Origin of the sequence: Sulfitobacter sp. SH22, assembly GCF_965641905.1 — a bacterium.
GTDB lineage: Bacteria > Pseudomonadota > Alphaproteobacteria > Rhodobacterales > Rhodobacteraceae > Sulfitobacter.
The window spans coordinates 118,695-135,309 of sequence record NZ_CBFFKI010000002.1 but is presented as its reverse complement, the minus strand read 5'-3'; the positions used below and the strand labels follow the sequence as shown (position 1 = coordinate 135,309).

Annotated in this window: 15 protein-coding genes; 9 read left to right on the top strand and 6 right to left on the bottom strand. The window is 56.0% G+C overall.

Annotated elements, in window-relative coordinates; translation table 11 throughout:
- Positions 1–45: 45 nt before the first annotated feature.
- Positions 46–255 carry a Flp family type IVb pilin gene (locus ACSQ13_RS00995; protein ID WP_295513069.1) on the bottom strand — a complete coding sequence of 70 codons (210 nt, stop codon included), beginning with the start codon at positions 253–255 and terminating at the stop codon, positions 46–48.
- 386 nt (positions 256–641) lie between these two features.
- On the bottom strand, positions 642–1,301 hold the full coding sequence (locus ACSQ13_RS00990; RefSeq protein ID WP_295513070.1) for a TetR/AcrR family transcriptional regulator: 660 nt from the start codon (positions 1,299–1,301) through the stop codon (positions 642–644).
- 134 nt (positions 1,302–1,435) lie between these two features.
- Here ACSQ13_RS00990 and ACSQ13_RS00985 point away from each other — a divergent pair, with 134 nt between their 5' ends.
- From ACSQ13_RS00985 to ACSQ13_RS00955, 7 genes are all read left to right on the top strand, one after another.
- Positions 1,436–2,329, top strand: a complete 894-nt coding sequence (locus ACSQ13_RS00985) for a shikimate dehydrogenase (RefSeq protein WP_176250894.1) — start codon at positions 1,436–1,438, stop codon at positions 2,327–2,329.
- 47 nt (positions 2,330–2,376) lie between these two features.
- Positions 2,377–3,387, top strand: a complete 1,011-nt coding sequence (locus tag ACSQ13_RS00980; protein ID WP_295513071.1) for a DctP family TRAP transporter solute-binding subunit — start codon at positions 2,377–2,379, stop codon at positions 3,385–3,387.
- Positions 3,388–3,524: 137 nt separating this feature from the next.
- Positions 3,525–3,980: a TRAP transporter small permease gene (locus ACSQ13_RS00975; protein ID WP_255200230.1), complete on the top strand. Its 456-nt coding sequence runs from the start codon at positions 3,525–3,527 to the stop codon at positions 3,978–3,980.
- Between the two features lies 1 nt (position 3,981).
- Positions 3,982–5,259 (top strand): TRAP transporter large permease, encoded by a 1,278-nt coding sequence (locus ACSQ13_RS00970; protein WP_176250897.1) that lies wholly within the window; start codon positions 3,982–3,984, stop codon positions 5,257–5,259.
- Between the two features lies 1 nt (position 5,260).
- The gene (locus ACSQ13_RS00965; RefSeq protein WP_295513074.1) at positions 5,261–7,147 is read left to right on the top strand and encodes a bifunctional sugar phosphate isomerase/epimerase/4-hydroxyphenylpyruvate dioxygenase family protein; all 1,887 of its coding nucleotides are present in this window, start codon (positions 5,261–5,263) and stop codon (positions 7,145–7,147) included.
- 114 nt (positions 7,148–7,261) lie between these two features.
- Entirely contained in the window at positions 7,262–8,053 is a 792-nt protein-coding gene (locus ACSQ13_RS00960; RefSeq protein WP_295513075.1) for an HAD-IIB family hydrolase, read from the top strand.
- A gap of 12 nt (positions 8,054–8,065) precedes the next feature.
- Positions 8,066–9,286 carry a glycosyl transferase gene (locus ACSQ13_RS00955; protein WP_176250900.1) on the top strand — a complete coding sequence of 407 codons (1,221 nt, stop codon included), beginning with the start codon at positions 8,066–8,068 and terminating at the stop codon, positions 9,284–9,286.
- On the opposite strand, the gene ACSQ13_RS00950 is transcribed toward ACSQ13_RS00955, so the two are convergent.
- The 3 genes from ACSQ13_RS00950 to ACSQ13_RS00940 form a co-directional block, all read right to left on the bottom strand.
- A complete protein-coding gene (locus ACSQ13_RS00950; protein WP_295513076.1) occupies positions 9,283–11,031 on the bottom strand; it encodes an alpha-amylase family glycosyl hydrolase in 1,749 nt (582 codons plus the stop codon). The two genes, ACSQ13_RS00955 and ACSQ13_RS00950, sit on opposite strands and share 4 nt — an antisense overlap.
- Before the next feature lie 150 nt (positions 11,032–11,181).
- Positions 11,182–11,799: a tyrosine-protein kinase family protein gene (locus ACSQ13_RS00945; RefSeq protein WP_295513078.1), complete on the bottom strand. Its 618-nt coding sequence runs from the start codon at positions 11,797–11,799 to the stop codon at positions 11,182–11,184.
- A gap of 185 nt (positions 11,800–11,984) precedes the next feature.
- On the bottom strand, positions 11,985–13,577 hold the full coding sequence (locus tag ACSQ13_RS00940) for a GumC family protein (protein WP_295513080.1): 1,593 nt from the start codon (positions 13,575–13,577) through the stop codon (positions 11,985–11,987).
- A gap of 342 nt (positions 13,578–13,919) precedes the next feature.
- On the opposite strand from ACSQ13_RS00940, the gene ACSQ13_RS00935 reads away from it, so the two are divergent.
- Both ACSQ13_RS00935 and ACSQ13_RS00930 read left to right on the top strand, forming a co-directional pair.
- Complete coding sequence (locus ACSQ13_RS00935; protein WP_295513081.1) at positions 13,920–14,633, top strand: sugar transferase; 714 nt, start codon at positions 13,920–13,922, stop codon at positions 14,631–14,633.
- Positions 14,634–14,679: 46 nt separating this feature from the next.
- Entirely contained in the window at positions 14,680–15,606 is a 927-nt protein-coding gene (locus tag ACSQ13_RS00930) for a glycosyltransferase family 2 protein (RefSeq protein ID WP_255200231.1), read from the top strand.
- On the opposite strand, the gene ACSQ13_RS00925 is transcribed toward ACSQ13_RS00930, so the two are convergent.
- Positions 15,597–16,559, bottom strand: coding sequence for a NodZ family protein (locus tag ACSQ13_RS00925; RefSeq protein WP_295513083.1), 963 nt, complete (start codon positions 16,557–16,559; stop codon positions 15,597–15,599). The genes ACSQ13_RS00930 and ACSQ13_RS00925 overlap by 10 nt on opposite strands.
- Positions 16,560–16,615: the final 56 nt, after the last annotated feature.

Here is a 16,615-nt window from a genome sequence, read left to right as displayed (position 1 = left end):
GGGCGCGCCAGACTTGCGCGCCCCTCTTTCTCGTACCAGTCAGGATTACTGGGTGGCCGAAATTCCGTTTTCGGTCATCGCGGTGCTCATTGTGCTGAAGCCGGAGTTGGTTTGCTTGCCCAATGTTGCAACGGTGCCAACGATCACAGCGCCAACAAGGGCTGCGAACAAACCGTATTCAATCGCTGTAGCGCCGTCTTCGTCTTTTGCGAATGTGCGGGCGAAAACCTGAAGCGCTTTGCGTGTAATAGTCATTTCATTCTCTTTCAGTGTGTCGGGCCGGGAGTGACCCTGATGAGACTGAAACTGACGCGCTAACGGGCTTTTCGAAATCCTACCTAGGTGGCAAATACCGCTGTCCCCCCAAAGGGTGCAGGTGTTTCATACCAAAGTATTACGTTTTCCGGACTGCTTTGTGTCAGCGGCCAAGCCAAGTTATGGCGGTGATATGACGTGGTCAATATTGCGGGAAATAGTAAGCCCACCGCACGATAAGGATGACGAATAAAAAATTTTAAGCTTCAAAAATCGGCCTGAAACGATCTCTGAAATCGGTGTTTCTGCGTGTTGGTTGCCCGGAAATCCATACGATTCGAACCGCTGAAAACAGCGTCGTGATCGGGCCTGCCATGAGTAGACAGTTATGCCAGCACCGACCCGACGATGGTGTCGACAACGTCCTGCCGCAGCGCTGCCTGACCCGCTTCCGTCATCAGGTCATTGCCGAAAATCCGGCTGAACGTGGGTTCGTTCGACACATTGAAAAAGCACAGCGCGCTGATTTTCCAATGCAGTTGCTGCGCTGCGATATCCGGTTTGAACAGTTTTTGCGCCGTTCCTCGCTCAAGGATCGCGCTAAGCTGTTCGACCGCCGGAGAGTTGCCGGCACGGATGGTTTCGGATGCAGATAGATGCACGCCGCGATGGATATTCTCGATCATCACCAAACGGATGAAATCTTCGTTCGCGCGATGATGGGTGAACGTGAATGCAACCAGCTGGGTCAGCGCCTCGACCGGATCAAGACTATCCAGCGCCAATGCCTTCTCGCCTTGGCGGACCTCGCGGTAGGCTTGCTCAAGCACCTCGCGATACAGGTTTTCCTTGTCCTTGAAGTAGTAGAAAATCATCCGCTTGGAGGTCTTGGTCTTTTCCGCGATCTCTTGGATGCGGGCGCCTGACAGGCCGTGATCTGCAAACTCGGCCCGCGCAACACGCAAGATATCTGCCTTTACGGCATCAGGGTTCTGTTTCCAGGACCCACGGTTTTTCACCGAGTTGGAGGCGGGTTTTGACGTCATCCAGATTTTCTAGCCTTTTTCAAAACCGAACACAATTAACCGTTCAGTACAACTCTGTTGACACACAATTAACCGTGTGGTTCATTGTGACAATCCTAGTCGGCAGCAAGATTCGACAGGAAGCGGAGGACTACATGAATTCGAACGTTGTGAACGCGCCCAAGCCGGCTGTCCAAAAGTCCTATCCTGATCTGTTGATCGGGCTGGTTGGTCGTGGCATCCAAAAGTCGCGCACTCCTAAACTGCACATGGAAGAAGGTGCCGCCCACGGGCAACGCATCTTGTACCAGATATTGGATGTCGATCAGTTCCCCCGCGGCGACCGCCCGCTTGAGGCGATCATAGATGCCGCCGAATTTTGCGGTTTTGCCGGGCTGAACGTCACCTTTCCCTACAAAATCGACGTGATGCCCCTGCTTGACAGCATCTCGGAAAATGCCCGCGCCATTGGTGCCGTGAACACTGTCGTTTTTCGCGATGGCAAACGGATCGGGCATAACACCGACAAATGGGGCTTTGAGGAAGGGTTCCGCGAGAACATGGCAGGCGCGACGCTGGATCATGTCTTGCAGGTCGGTGCTGGGGGCGCGGGCGTGGCCGTGGCCCATTCATTGTCTGCCCTCGGGGTGAAACGGCTTACGATTGCCGACAGCGACCATAGCCGGGCGACCGGGTTGCAAACCCTGCTCAAGACCAGCGCGCCAACAACAACGGTCGATGTGGTCACCTTGGATGACATCGCGACATTGCGCCCCGATGGCGTGGTGAATGCAACACCTGTCGGCATGGCGAAACTGCCCGGCTCTGCCTATCCGCTGGCATCCCTGCGCCCCGAAATGTGGGTCGCCGACATTGTCTATTTCCCGCTTGAAACCGAACTTCTGGCCGCCGCGCGTGCCATTGGCTGCCGGGTTCTGCCGGGGTCCGGCATGGCCGTCTATCAGGCGGTCAGGGCCTTTGAACTGTTTACCGGGCGCACGCCCGACCCCATGCGGATGAAAGCCACGTTCGAATCTTTCGTCTCATAAAAGAACCCGCTGTTCAAACAGCACCCAAACGCAAAACGGAGGATATCATGCGTTTTAATATCACCAAACTTACGGCCGTAACGGCCCTTGCACTCGGCCTTGCCGCTGCCGGTGCCCAGGCACAAACCCTGCGGATTGCGCATGTGGATCCCGACGAATGGACCGCGTCCAAAAAGGGAGCCGCAGCCCATGTGTTCAAGAACATTGTCGAAGGCGAAACCGACCTGACCGTTGAATTGTTTCCCGCCGGTGCTTTGGGCAACGAAGACGAGTTGGTTAATCAGGTCCAGGAAGGTCTGACACAGATCGCATTGGTATCGGGCGCCATGTCCAAGGTCTGTCCTGCCGCGTCGGTTCTGGATATTCCTTACACCTTCGCCTCTGCCACCATCGCGTGGGATGTTCTGGACGGCCCGTTCGGCGACGCATTGGCCGCACATTGCCTTGACAAAACCGGCCTGCGCACGCTGGCCTATGGGGAAACCGGTTTCCGGAACTTCACCAACGGCACCCGCGAAATCCGCACACCTGCGGATATGGAAGGTCTGAAATTCCGCGTGCAGCCTATTCCGCTGTATATCGAAATGGTCAAAGGTCTGGGCGGCGAACCGACTCCGATCGCATGGACAGAACTGCCAAACGCATTGTCCACCGGTGTTGTTGACGGTCAGGAAAACCCTGTCGGCGTGATCTATGCCAACAACCTGCACAAGCTGCAAAAATACATGACCCTCGACGGTCACGTTTATGCAGCCGACTTTATCATCATCAACGATGAATTCTTCCAGTCGCTTGCCCCTGCAGAGCAGGAAGTCGTTGCCAAAGCGGCACGCGTTGCAGGTACAATGGGCCGCGCAATCCAGCAGTGGGGCACAGCCGAAGGCGTGAACAAAGTCCAGGCCGAAGGGATGCAGGTTTATTCGCCAACATCCGAAGAACTGGCTATGTTTGCAGAAAAAGCACAGCCTGCGGTCGTAGAATATCTGCGCGGCGAACTGGGTGACGACGCCAAGTGGATCGACGATCTGCAAGCCGCCGTTTCCACCGCGTCTGAATAATACATCAATTTGCCGCGCTCTGACATGTTGGTGCGCGGCAATCTTACCCAAGGGAGCGAACCGCTATGGATCGTCTAAACACTTTCTTCAGACGTTTCTTTGCAACGGGTGCCGGTGTCTCTATGGCGCTGGTTTTTATGATTATTTTTGTTAATTCGCTACGACGCTATACTCTGGGTAAATCAGTCGAATGGGGCGAGGAACTGCCGATCTATATCGCCGTATACGGCGTGATGTTCGGCTTTGCGCTTGCCTATATGCAAGACCGCCACATTCGATTTACCATCCTTACCGATTTTCTGTCGAAACGCCGCCGCGACATCCTGTTTTGTGGGGTTGATCTGGCGATGATTGCCGTCGGGGCCGCACTTGCATGGTCCGGCTATGCCTTTGCCACCCGCCGCGCCGCTGTTGACAGTTCCGGCCTGATTGGCACAGCCAAACGGCTGGTTGAATCCACCGGCATCGAAGGCATGATCTGGATTGGCCGGGTCAGCACCTATCAATTCGCGATCGCCGTCGGGGGCGTTTTCCTGATGATCGCAGCATTCCTGAAATTCATGGAGCGCCGCGCCGCGCTGAAGGTCTCCTAAGATGGTCTATATCGTCCTTATCCTTGGGCTTTTGGCAGGCCTTCCGATTGCCTTTGCCATTGTCGCCGCCCTTAGCCTTTTCATGGCCACGGGCGACGCGCCCTATGCGCTGCGCATCGTCGCAACCGAGATGTTCAAGGGTCTAAACTCTTATCCGCTGCTGGCCATTCCCCTGTTCATCCTCGCGGGCGAGCTGATGAACGAAAGCGGCATCACAGGCCGCATTATCGCATTCGCGAATGTTCTAGTGGGACGGATGCGCGCGGGGCTTGCACTGGTCAATATCTGGGCCTCGGTGATTTTCGCGGGGCTTTCCGGTTCTGCCGTGGCCGATACGTCTGCGATTGGCCGCGTGTTCATCCCCGAGATGGAAAAACACGGCTATGACCGCGCCTATGCTGCGGCACTGACCGCGGCTTCATCCGTAATCGGGCCGATCATTCCACCGTCGATCCCCGTCATCATTTATGCGCTGATCGTCACGGGCGTCTCAGTACCTGCCTTGTTCATGGCGGGCGTCATTCCGGGCATCCTGCTGGCGATTTTCCTGTCGGCTTACGTGATGATGACAGTCAAAATCGACCGCGCGACCGAACTTGCCGCCCAAGCCGAAGCGCCCCCTGCCCGCACGGCCTTGCTGGGCGGTGTGCTGCCTCTGCTGATGCCGGTGTTTGTTGTCGGGTCCATCCTGCTTGGCATCGTGACCCCCACCGAAGCGGCGTCCTTTGCAGTGGCCTATGCGTTGGTTCTCGGGATGTTTGTGTACCGCAAGATCGCGTTCAGCGCCCTGCCGCGCATTTTCACCGACGCCATGCGCGACAGTGCCGTGATCCTGATCATCATCGCGTCGGTTTCGGCGGCAAACTGGCTGCTGACCTATAACCGCGTCCCGAACATGCTGACCGACTGGGTCTTGGGCAATGTCGACAGCAAAACCACCTTCCTGATCGCCGTGATCATCCTGTTCCTGTTTGTCGGTCTGTTCCTCGAAGGGATCGCCGCGATGCTGGTGCTGGTCCCGATCTTGCACCCCATCGCTGTCAGCCTTGGCGTTGATCCGGTGCATTTCGGCATTCTGGTCATCTTCAACCTGATGATCGGCCTGATCACCCCGCCTTTGGGCCTGTGCCTGTTCGTGGCCGAAGGCATCGCAGGTGTGGGCATGGCGCGACTGACCCGCGCAATCCTGCCGTTCTTTGCCGTCGAAGTGCTGGTGCTGCTGATCCTGACCTTTGTGCCAGAGACGGTGATCTGGCTGCCACGTGTATTGGGATATTAAGATGAAAACATCTATCGCCACCGTTTCGATTTCCGGTAACCTCCCCGAAAAGCTGGAGGCGATTGCCGCCGCCGGTTTTGACGGCATCGAGATCTTTGAACAGGATTTCATCGCCCATGACGGCAACCCCCGCGAGGTCGGCGACCTGATCCGGTCCATGGGCCTAGAGATCACCCTGTTCCAGCCGTTCCGCGATTTCGAAGGGTTGCCAGAACCTCTGCGCGCCAAGGCGTTTGACCGGGCCGAACGCAAATTCGATCTGATGCAGGAACTGGGCACCGATCTGGTTCTCGTCTGCTCTAGCTGCCATCCGGAAGCCCTTGGCGGGATCGACCGTGCGGCGGCTGATTTTGCCGAACTGGGCGACCGCGCTGCCAAACGCGGGCTGCGCGTCGGCTTTGAGGCCTTGGCATGGGGCAAACATGTGAATGACCACCGCGATGCATGGGAAATCGTGCGCCGTGCCGACCATGCGAATGTGGGCATCATTCTGGACAGCTTTCATACCCTTGCCCGCAAGATCGACCCCGACACGATCCGGCGTATCCCCGGTGACAAGATTTTCTTTGTCCAGCTTGCCGACGCGCCACAGATCGACATGGACCTGCTGTATTGGTCGCGCCATTTCCGCAATATGCCCGGCGAAGGCGACCTTGCCGTAACCGATTTCATGCGCGCCGTGATGGCCACAGGCTATGCCGGCCCGATCTCGCTCGAGATTTTCAACGACCAGTTCCGTGGCGGCAGCGCCAAGACGATTGCCAAAGACGGCCATCGGTCGCTGATTGCCTTGATGGATGACGTGCAACGCGCCGAACCTGCGGCGGCGGCCATGCTGGCCCCGATGCCCGCACGCTCCACAGTTGATGGTGTATCCTTTGTTGAATTCGCGTCGCGCGGCGAAGAAGCGGACGCATTGGAGACTATCCTGCGCACCTTGGGCTTCCAACACTCCGGCACCCACATCGCCAAGAAGCTGGCCTTGTGGACCCAAGGCGACATCCGGATTGTCGTGAACCGTGAGAAAAGCGGCTATGCCAGCAGCGCCTATATGGCCCATGGCACCACCGTCTGTGACATCGGCATCGCGGTCGACGCTGCTGCTGATACCGTTGAACGCGCGCAGCGTCTGGGGGCCGCCCCCTTTAACCAGCCCGTCGGCCCCGGAGAGCTGAACATCCCCGCGATCCGCGGCCTAAGCGGTAGTGTGATGCATTTCATCGACAAAACCAGCGGTCTGAATGATGTCTGGTCGGTCGAATTCACCCAAACCGCCCAAGATGACAGCGACGCAGGGTTGATGCGGATTGATCACCTAGCCCAAACCATGAGCTATGATGAAATGCTCAGCTGGTCGCTGTTCTATACAACGCTGTTCCAGATGAACAAATCGCCCATGGTCGATGTGGTTGACCCCGACGGGTTGGTGCGCAGCCAGGCGCTTGAGACACCAAACGGGACGTTCAGGATTACGCTGAACGGGGCAGAAACCCACCGCACCATGGCGGGCAATTTCCTTGCCGACAGCTTTGGCGCATCGGTGCAGCACATCGCACTGGCCAGCGACGATATCTTTGTTACCAGCGATGCCATGGCGAAACGCGGCTTCAAACCCTTGCCGATGTCCGACAACTACTATGCTGACCTCGCCGCGCGGTTTGACCTTGATCCTGCGGTTCTGGCCCGTCTCAAGGCTGGCAATATCCTGTATGACGAAGACGCAAACGGCGCGTTTTTCCAGTTCTATTCCCAGCCCTATGCCGGTGGAATGTTCTTTGAAATTGTCGAACGGCGCGGTGGCTACAAAGGATACGGTGCCCCCAACGCACCCTTCCGAATTGCCGCACAAAAACGTCTAATGCGCCCCAAGGGTATGCCAAAACACTAGCCATAGGACCGACATCCAAAGCGCGTGATTAAAAAATAGGCACTAGCCGGAATGCTGCCCGAAAAAAGTGCTTTGGCTGTTGTTTCCTTGGGGCCCAGACGGCAACATTTGGGTATGTCATCCGTGCCCGCAGTTCCAATTTTAGTATTTTCCGACCTCGACGGCACGTTGATTGATCATGCGACCTACAGCTGGGATGCGGCAAAACCGGCATTAGAGGCATTGCGCGCCTGCGGGGGCGGGCTGATCATGGCAAGCAGTAAAACCGGCCCCGAAATTGCAAACATTCGCGCTGTGCTTGGATGGTCGCACTGGCCTGCGATCGTTGAAAACGGCGCGGGTCTGTTGCTGGCAAACGGGTCTGGGATGGCAGACAGTACGCAGTATTCCAAGCTGCGGGCGATATTGGACGACACCCCCCCCGCCTTGCGCCAGCATTTTCGCGGTTTTGGGGATATGACCGCAGCACAGGTGTCAGCCGTGACCGGCCTTGATGCCGGGCAGGCAAAACTTGCCATGGCGCGAGCGTTTTCGGAACCCGGCCTATGGGGCGGCACCGCCGAACAGCTGGACCTGCTCCTGAACCATCTGTCGCAACATGGCATTACGGCGCGCGAAGGGGGGCGGTTTCTGACCCTGTCCTTTGGCCAGACCAAGGCCGACCGGATGGCCGAATTGATTGCCGAATATCAACCGGCCCACACGGTTGCCTTGGGCGACGCCCCCAATGATGTCGAGATGCTGCAAACGGCAGACACCGGCGTTATTGTGGCAAACCCGCATCGCAAAGCCTTGCCTGCGTTAAAAGGCGAAGAAACCGGCGCCATTATCCGCACCGCATTGCCTGGCCCCCAAGGGTGGAACGCTGCGATCCTTGGCCTCCTTATTGACCTGAACCTTAGATAGGAACGATCACCCATGTCAGATTTTCACCAAAACGGTAACATCGCGACGCTGCATAACCTGCGGACACGGTCGCTGGATGAACTGACATACGAGCTGGAAACCTTTGCACAGACCCGCAAAATGACGTTGATTTTGCCCTGCCTCTATTCTGAGCTGGAAACCGACGCGATGCCGAACATTCTGGCCGAGCTGTCCAAGGTTACCTATCTTCACCGCATTATCATCGGCCTTGACCGCGCAGACGAAGCACAGTTCCGCCACGCGAAAGAATTCTTCAAGGGCCTGAACCAGCGCCATATGGTGATCTGGAACGACAGCCCGCGGATGCTTGAACTGGGCGCGCGGCTTGACGCTTTGGGGTTGGCCCCGTCCGAACAAGGCAAGGGCAAAAACGTCTGGACAGCCCTGGGGTATCTTATGTCCTGTCAGGACAGTTCGGTCATGGCGCTGCATGATTGTGACATCGTCACCTACACCAACGAACTGCTGGCGCGGCTGATCTACCCCGTAGCAAACCCGCATTTTTCCTATCAGGTGGCCAAGGGATATTACGCGCGGGTGGGCAATGACCATCTGAACGGGCGCGTGACCCGTCTACTGGTCAGCCCGCTGTTGATCGCGCTAAAAAAGGTCGTCGGGGATCGTGATTTCATCGAATATTTACGCTGTTTCCGCTATCCACTATCTGGCGAATTCGCTATGCGCACCGGCATTTTGCCTGATCTTCGTATCCCGTCTGATTGGGGGCTCGAGATCGGAGTATTGTCAGAGGCATGGCGCAATCTGGCACCCAAAGCGGTCTGCCAGGTCGAGATTTGCGATAACTATGACCACAAACATCAGGATTTGTCGCCCGAGGATGCGAGCGCCGGTCTAAGCCGGATGTCGACCGATATCTGCAAGGCGATTTTCCGCAAACTTGCCGCAGATGGCACGATATTTACCAACAATACGTTCCGCACGCTCAAGGCCACCTATTACCGCACAGCGCTGGATCTGCTTGAGGCCTATCACGCGGATGCAGTGATGAACGGGTTGGAAATCGACCGTCACAAGGAGGAACAGGCGATTGAACTATTCGCCAATAACATCATGCGTGCCGGCAGCTTTTTCCTTGAGAACCCCCGCGAGACGCCGTTCATTCCGACTTGGAACCGGGTGCATTCTGCCGATCCCGGTTTTCTGGCTGACCTACATGCCGCCGCCGCAGCGGATGAAGCGGAATTCAGCTAGATCCGGTTTGTGATCCAGCGACACTGATAGGGCGCAAGGGTGACCGTTTCCGCATCCGCGGGCACGGTTTCGCCCGACAGCAGATCAACCCATGTTTCGTCCTCGATCATGTTCAGCGTGCTGGTCGGAACGGAAACGGTTTCATCGCTGACGTTGTGCAGCGCAAAAATCGATTGGTGGCGGTCCAGGCTTTGGCGCCAGACGGCAAACACCCGCGCGTCCTCCGGGTTCACGGTGAATTGCGTGGCGTTGGGATGGAACGCGGATTGGCGGGACCGCAGTTTTAGCCGCTGTGTCAAAGCGTCCAACACGCGCGCCTGCGGGGTCGTTTCATCGCCAAGTAATGCGCGTAGCGTTGGATAATCCCAGCGGTGGCGATTGATCGCGCGGTTCATGCCGCGATGTTCGACCTGCGCATGATCATTGAGCGTGGCCAACAGCGAATGGATATAAAACGCGGGGATCCCTTCGAGCGACATAACAATGGTTTGCGAGCAGATAAACCTGTCGAAATGATGGGCGTCCGATCCTTTGAACGTGCGCCCCATGGCATCATAAAATGTGGTGTTCAGCTCGTAAGGGGATTGCCCGCCATCGGGCAGCGCGCGCATGGATACTAGGCCCCCGATTTCTTTAACCGTCTGGATTACTTTGTCTTTTTCAGCATCGGGCAATACCCCTTCGGCGGGGCGCATGCCGATGCCATCATGGCTGGCGGTAAAGTTAAGATAGGCGCAGCCCAACGGGGCCGGCGGCATTGCGCGTTGCCATTTGTGCAAATATCTGGCGGAGCCCGACATCATGGCATGCAAAACCAGCGGTGGCAGGGGAAAGTTGTAAATCGCATGTGCTTCGTCACGAGCCCCAAAATAGCTCAGGTTTTCAGCCTTGGGCACATTGGTTTCGGTCAGCAAGATGATCTTTTCGGGCGCATAGTCACACAGCAGCCGCATGAGTTTGATAATCGCGTGGGTCTGGGGCAGATGGACCGAAGGGCTGCCCGCCAGTTTCCAGATGAATGCAACGGCATCCAGACGGATGATCTGGACGCCATTGTCGACATGCAGGCGAATAATTCGCAAAAATTCCAACAGGACTTCGGGATTTCGGAAATCAAGATCGACCTGATCGTGGCTGAAGGTACACCAAACGTGACGCGTGCCTTTGGTCGTTTCGACCTCCTGAAGCAGCGGCGTCGTGCGCGGCCGCACTACCATGCTCAGATCATCAGCGGGGTCCGCCTCGAAAAAGAACTTGTCATAAGGGGGCTGCCCTTGTCGGTAGGCGTTGAACCAATTGCTTTGGCTTGAAACATGGTTCAACACCAGATCCGACATTAACGAAAAATCGGCCGCAATACGGTTAATGTCTGACCAGTCGCCCAGTTGCGGGTGCACCGCCCGAAAATCGGTTACCGCAAACCCGTCATCCGATGTATAGGGGAAAAACGGCAGGATATGTACGCTGTTCACCGCCCCCTTGAGGTAACGCAGCAAGAAATCATGCAGCAAGTCCAAGGGTTTGAATGACCCGTCAATGATCGAATTCCCATAGGTGATCACCAGCGCGTCTTTTTCGGACCACAGATTGTTACCAGGCAAACGCCCGCGTTTGCGGCGCGGCGCAGTCTCGGGCCAAAAGGCTTCGACAATCAAACTGGACAGAACGTCGGCATCGAGGTCAGGGTATATATCCTTAACAATCCGCGCGATTTTCACGCTTAGGGGCGGTGTTTTCTCGGCCATGGAAAGGGTACTTTTTTGATTACGGACTCTGTAATTTTGGACGAGCCATCCGATAAAGCAAAGGGTTTCAGCGGGATCAGCTTGGATCACCGCCTTAGATTGGGGCGCATGGCCTAACTATTAGGCGATCATCGCGATCAGTATTTCGTATTATTCATAAGTGCCATATCCGTAGCCGGGTCCCTGCTGTCTGCATTTGTTCAGGATCACCCCTAGCATCTGGGTTTGCCCCGACAGTTCACGTTCGCATTGGTCAATCTGGTCTGTGGTTGTCAGGTCGGCGGCGGCGATAACCAGAACGCAATCCACATGTTTCGCGATGGCCATCATATCATGGGACAAAAGCATCGGCGGGGTGTCGATAATAGTGATGTCCGTTGCGTAGGTGTCATCAAGAGAGCTCAGCGCAAGGGGGAAAAAGCGGCTTGCCAGAATTTGAGCAGCGTCGGTCACCGGGTTCCGATTGGAGGAGATCGCAAGATTGTCACCCACGCGCAATGCGGCAGAGTGGAACGGGCGGTCGCCGCGTAAGAAATGCGCCATATCAGCGGGTGGTGCACATCCCAACATGGCTGCCAACGAGGGTCGCCGCATGTCCATTTCCAGCAAGATGGTCCGACAGTCGGGTTGCCGTTGCAGACTAAGCGCGAGGTTAAGCGCCACCGTGCTTTTCCCACATTCAGCGGTGGGTGACGTAATCGCAACGCGCCGCCACCCTTTGGCACGCATGTGGTGCAGCAGACGGGTGCGCAGCATATCATAGGGCATCGCACCCGCGCCTGATCCATGGGTAAAAATCAGGTTTTGGGAAAGGTGGCCGGGGCACAGATCGGCAATTTTTATCCCTTCCCAAGCGGCCTGAAGGACCCGCTTTTCTTGAACGGACGGAATGGGTTTGAGGCGCGTATTCAACGCGGGCCTCTGGGTTTGATCAAGGGTTGTAAGGGGGGTATTCAATGACGTTCCGAACCTGTTGTCTGAAGGTTTTCAGTTGTTAATTTGGCAGTCGTTAATTCTGTTGGCCCAATTGTTCCGTCAACATGCGAAGCACCCACCGAATACCCCTGCAGCGCCCAAAGCCCCGCAGACAAACCGGCCAGCACAAGGGCAACCGTCACCTGTGTCGGTGTGCGGCGGCGCGATATTTCGGTTCCGGCTGTTTGATACGGCAAGGTTGCAAAGGGGATGATCCCCAAGGCATTGCTGATGTCCGCAGCGCGCCGGATCTTTTTGCTAAAATGCTCTTGAATGAAAACAAACCCAACTCCACCGAGCAACCCGCAGAGAAACCCGGCAACAAGCGCGACAAGCCGGCTTGGCCCCTTGGGGTGAAGTGGCGGCAAGGCTTTTTCGAACAAGGAAATGTGTTGCCCGTGGCGCAACGTTTCAATCATCTTGCTGGTCTCGGCGCGCGTTTTGCTGGCGACGGCCTGTTCATGCTGTGCGCGTGTGTTGGCCTGTGTGCGTTCAAGATTGCCGAGGGTAATGCCGTTCGATGTGGTCGCTTCAATAGATTCAGCAAGTGCGGTCAATGAATCGCTTATCTGCGTCTTTCGGGTCGTGAGTTCTGCCAAGTCCCCTTCAATTTCGGCGCGCTCTATCTCATAACTCGATGCCGGTTCTGGCAGCGGGACGGGGTGATCGGGTGTTTTGCCCGCAGCTTGCAGACGCTGACGCAAGCCGTTCACCTGCGACAACAGGATTTTTACACGGGGGTTATCAGGGGAGAGGAGCGTGGTCTGGGTCGCCAGATCCTCTTCTAAAACGGCGAGTTGTATTTCTTCGTTCGATTGGGAGATGGAGGGTTTGATCGCATCGGCCGCAGCAAGGAGTTGCCGGCGGCGTTCCGATTTTGCCCTGAATTCGCGCAGCGTTCCAATTTGACGCTCCACTTGCAACAGTCGTTCCTGAAGCGTGGTTTGCTGGGTTCGCCGAAAGGCAAGGCTATCGGGCAAACTGTCGGTATTTTCCTGCCTGAAAGCCAGAATTGCAGCATCCTGAGCGGCAAGCTCCCTCTCAAGTCGCGTGACTTCTTGTGTGTAAAATTCGAGGGTTTTTCGCGCGATTTGCGTTCGCGTCGCGACGTCTTCTTGCATCACCATTGTGGCAATCTTGTTGGCGACATCCGCTGCAAGCTGGGAGGAGGAGGCCTCAAAACTGATGCTGATAAGGGGTGCGGCGTCACGTCCCGGCGCGTGGGTCATGCGTATCCTCGACCTTAAATCGCTGACCTGCTCGTCTGTGAGGGGGGTATTTTGGCGCAAACCCTCATAGATTTTTTCATGCCACGCCAGGTCTGACAGGCTGTGGCGCACCAGGATGCGTTGCAATATCAGATCCAATCGAGACTGCGATTGTAGGGGTGCAGATGAACCTGCCAGATCGCTCGATATCTGCTCCGGCTCCACCAATATACGCGCGAGGGCGACATAGACGGGGGTTCGCAGGCTGGTCATGACGGCAGCCGAGGTGACGCCAATCACGCAGAAGACCGCAATCCAGTGCCACCGCAGGACAAGCCGAGAAATGAAGAAAGGAAAATCCATTTTCAGCCGGTACCAACGCCGGAAAGCCAGCGGAAAAAACGATGCAAACGCTGTTTGTGAGTCATTGCCTCGTGGTCCCTTCAAACTGGTGCATTAACGATCTGTGAAACATCCGAACTCCAGATTGGCCGCAGAAAGTTAAATGCTGGTTAATTGGGCAACCCTGATCGGATTGTTTTGGAGAGCCGCCGCTGACCCCCAAAGAATTTTGGTTAATTGGGCTGCTGCTTAACGGCTTGGTAACTCTCGGCGGCCTAGGGATTTAGCACTGATTAACCAGATCCCGCCGTATTCCGGAGAGGATCACTGGTTTGAAACCGCGAAACAGGGATGGGCCGACATATGATTTTTCAGGACTTCAACAGCCCGTCTTCGACCCTTGATGTCACGCGCGCAATCGTCCGGGAGCCCCCGCAAACATTAGGAAAAAATGAGGAGAATACCCGCAGCGGTTTGTACCGAAACGGTGGCAAACGGGCGCTCGATCTTTTGATTTGTCTGTTTCTTGCACCCTTGGTGATCCCCCTTGTGGGCATTTGTGCATTGATGATTTGGTTAACAGGTCAGGCACCATTTTATTCACAGTTTCGAATTGGCTTTAACGGTCGTGTCTTCAAAATGTGGAAACTGCGATCTATGGTCAGCAACGGGGACACGGTTCTTGCACGGCATCTGGCCGATAATGCAGCGGCCAAGCTGGAATGGCACTGTATGCAAAAACTGAAACACGACCCCCGTGTCACCCATTTCGGACATTTTTTGCGGCGGACTTCTCTTGATGAATTGCCGCAGATCTGGAACGTGGTGTGGGGAGACATGAGCCTGGTCGGCCCGCGCCCCATGATGATTTGCCAAGAGCCGCTTTATACAGGGCGCGATTACTATGATATGCTGCCCGGGATCAGCGGGAACTGGCAGGTATCTACCCGAAATCTATCAGATTTTGCCGACCGCGCCGTGTTCGACAGTGCCTATTCTGCCAGGCTTTCCCTCCGAGAAGACCTGATGATTTTGGTAAAAACGATCGGCGTCGTTCTAAAGGCAAACGGTCACTGAAATGAATGCGCATTGCCAGCCACGGTTACGGACACAGACTGCCGAATTGACTGTCATTATCATAAGTTACAACACGGCTGACCTGACGCTGAAAGCGGTCGAAACCCTATATGCCAATACGCAGGATACCGTGTTTGACTGCGTCGTGTTTGACAACGCGTCACGGGATGATTCAGTCGCAAGAATAAGGGCTGCTTTCCCACAAGTGCGGGTCATCGCATCGGCCGAAAATATCGGGTTCGCGATGGCGAATAATGTGGTCGCGGCTGAATGCGCCACGCCTTATTTCTTGCTGTTGAACCCCGACACGGAAACCCACCCGCAGGCTGTCGATGCGCTGGTCAAATTTGCAAAATCCTATCCCGAAACAGGGATTTGGGGCGGGCGGACCGTGTTTGCCGACGGGTCTTTGAACATCGCGTCCTGCTGGGCGGCACCATCTGTCAGGAGCCTGTTTTTCAGGGCAATCGGTCTGACGACCCTTTGGCCGGAATCGGACATGGTTAACCCCGAGAAATACACCGGCTGGCAAAGGGACAGTATCCGCAAAGTCGATATTGTCGTGGGGTGTTTCTTGATGATCGGGCGACCGCTTTGGCAGCAACTTGGCGGGTTCCGGCCAAAATACTTCATGTATGGAGAGGATGCAGATCTGTGCCTGCGTGCGCGCAAACTTGGGTATCTGCCTGCCATCACCCCTGACGCCCAGATCACCCATCACGTCGGCGCATCGACCACCCGAAATGAGGAAAAGACGATTTCCGTCATGAAATCACGCGCGTCACTGATACGGGATCATTGGCCTCGCTGGAAAATCGGCAGCGGTATTTTCCTGATGTGGTTATGGGGGGCGCTTCGGTATTTTGGTACCCGCCCGTTAACCATCTCTCGCAATGCACGACTGCGTGAAACGGCGCATCATTGGCAGGTGGTTTGGGCGCGGCGGGCCGAGTGGTTGGCAGGTTACGCATAGGCCTGAATCCAACGTTTTGCGACAACGGAAGCTGTCAGGCGATCAACGTCATGTAACCGCGACGTAGGGATATTCCCCAAGTAGGACGAGGTGACCGAAAACGTCGAATGGCGCGAATAGATCAGGTGGTCGCAGCGCGACAAAAGCCACATATCAATCAGGGCATTTTCGGCCTCTTCCAGCTTTGCAATGTCGGACGTGGGCCAATGGAGCCTGCTGCCATCGGCTGGCAGGTATTTGTCTATAAAGTGCACACCGGAAAATTTCGACGCCATTTGCGCCTGAACATCCGCGTTATCCGTTGCCAAAAAGATTGACGCGTCGGGGAGTTGTCTTACCATTTTCCTGAGGGTCGTTTTGATGGGCCCAAGCGGAATCTTGCGATCCGTATAGCGGATATGAACGCCAATACTTGGCTTTGACAGCCTGGCGGCATTTTCGGTGACCTGTCCTAGAACATGGTCATTTGGTGTGAAAAACTGGCCCAGACAATCTGCAACGATCTGGCGCTCTGACTTGCCGGCAAACTCGGGATGCCGGCGCAGGTGGTGGGCGATGCGGCGGAACTTTGGCAGATACGACCAGAAAACCGCGACATCATCGGATGTGTTCAACCGCCCCAGATCAACGCAAAATTTGCGATACCCCAAGGGGTTCGAATGGCTGTGGGGCGCGTATTTTTCGATCATTTCCTGCGGCGTCAATTGCAGATTCCCAGCCCAGATTTGCGGTGAAACCGGCCCCGAAAATGCGTCGAACGCGTCGGCGCTTTGCGTGATTGGCGTGTTAAACAGCAAGGGGTAGGCATTTGTCCCGATCGGGGCGTAGCTGCCGTCGCGCCAGTCAATGACGGGGGTGCGATCGGTGAGCCGCGCATAAACAAGGCCGCACACCGCCGAGAGGATGCGATTGCCCAACCCGCCTTTGCCTTTGATCAAAAGGATCTTTTCCACAATGCCGTCCCATCCCGATGTCCAATTCAAGTCGGGATCAAGATCATGGTTAACCG

Coding starts and splice junctions, on each gene's coding strand:
- ACSQ13_RS00995 (WP_295513069.1), bottom strand. CDS start 255: ATGACTATTACACGCAAAGCGCTTCAGGTTTTCGCCCGCACATTCGCA.
- ACSQ13_RS00990 (WP_295513070.1), bottom strand. CDS start 1,301: ATGACGTCAAAACCCGCCTCCAACTCGGTGAAAAACCGTGGGTCCTGG.
- ACSQ13_RS00985 (WP_176250894.1), top strand. CDS start 1,436: ATGAATTCGAACGTTGTGAACGCGCCCAAGCCGGCTGTCCAAAAGTCC.
- ACSQ13_RS00980 (WP_295513071.1), top strand. CDS start 2,377: ATGCGTTTTAATATCACCAAACTTACGGCCGTAACGGCCCTTGCACTC.
- ACSQ13_RS00975 (WP_255200230.1), top strand. CDS start 3,525: ATGATTATTTTTGTTAATTCGCTACGACGCTATACTCTGGGTAAATCA.
- ACSQ13_RS00970 (WP_176250897.1), top strand. CDS start 3,982: ATGGTCTATATCGTCCTTATCCTTGGGCTTTTGGCAGGCCTTCCGATT.
- ACSQ13_RS00965 (WP_295513074.1), top strand. CDS start 5,261: ATGAAAACATCTATCGCCACCGTTTCGATTTCCGGTAACCTCCCCGAA.
- ACSQ13_RS00960 (WP_295513075.1), top strand. CDS start 7,262: ATGTCATCCGTGCCCGCAGTTCCAATTTTAGTATTTTCCGACCTCGAC.
- ACSQ13_RS00955 (WP_176250900.1), top strand. CDS start 8,066: ATGTCAGATTTTCACCAAAACGGTAACATCGCGACGCTGCATAACCTG.
- ACSQ13_RS00950 (WP_295513076.1), bottom strand. CDS start 11,031: ATGGCCGAGAAAACACCGCCCCTAAGCGTGAAAATCGCGCGGATTGTT.
- ACSQ13_RS00945 (WP_295513078.1), bottom strand. CDS start 11,799: ATGCCCTATGATATGCTGCGCACCCGTCTGCTGCACCACATGCGTGCC.
- ACSQ13_RS00940 (WP_295513080.1), bottom strand. CDS start 13,577: ATGGATTTTCCTTTCTTCATTTCTCGGCTTGTCCTGCGGTGGCACTGG.
- ACSQ13_RS00935 (WP_295513081.1), top strand. CDS start 13,920: ATGATTTTTCAGGACTTCAACAGCCCGTCTTCGACCCTTGATGTCACG.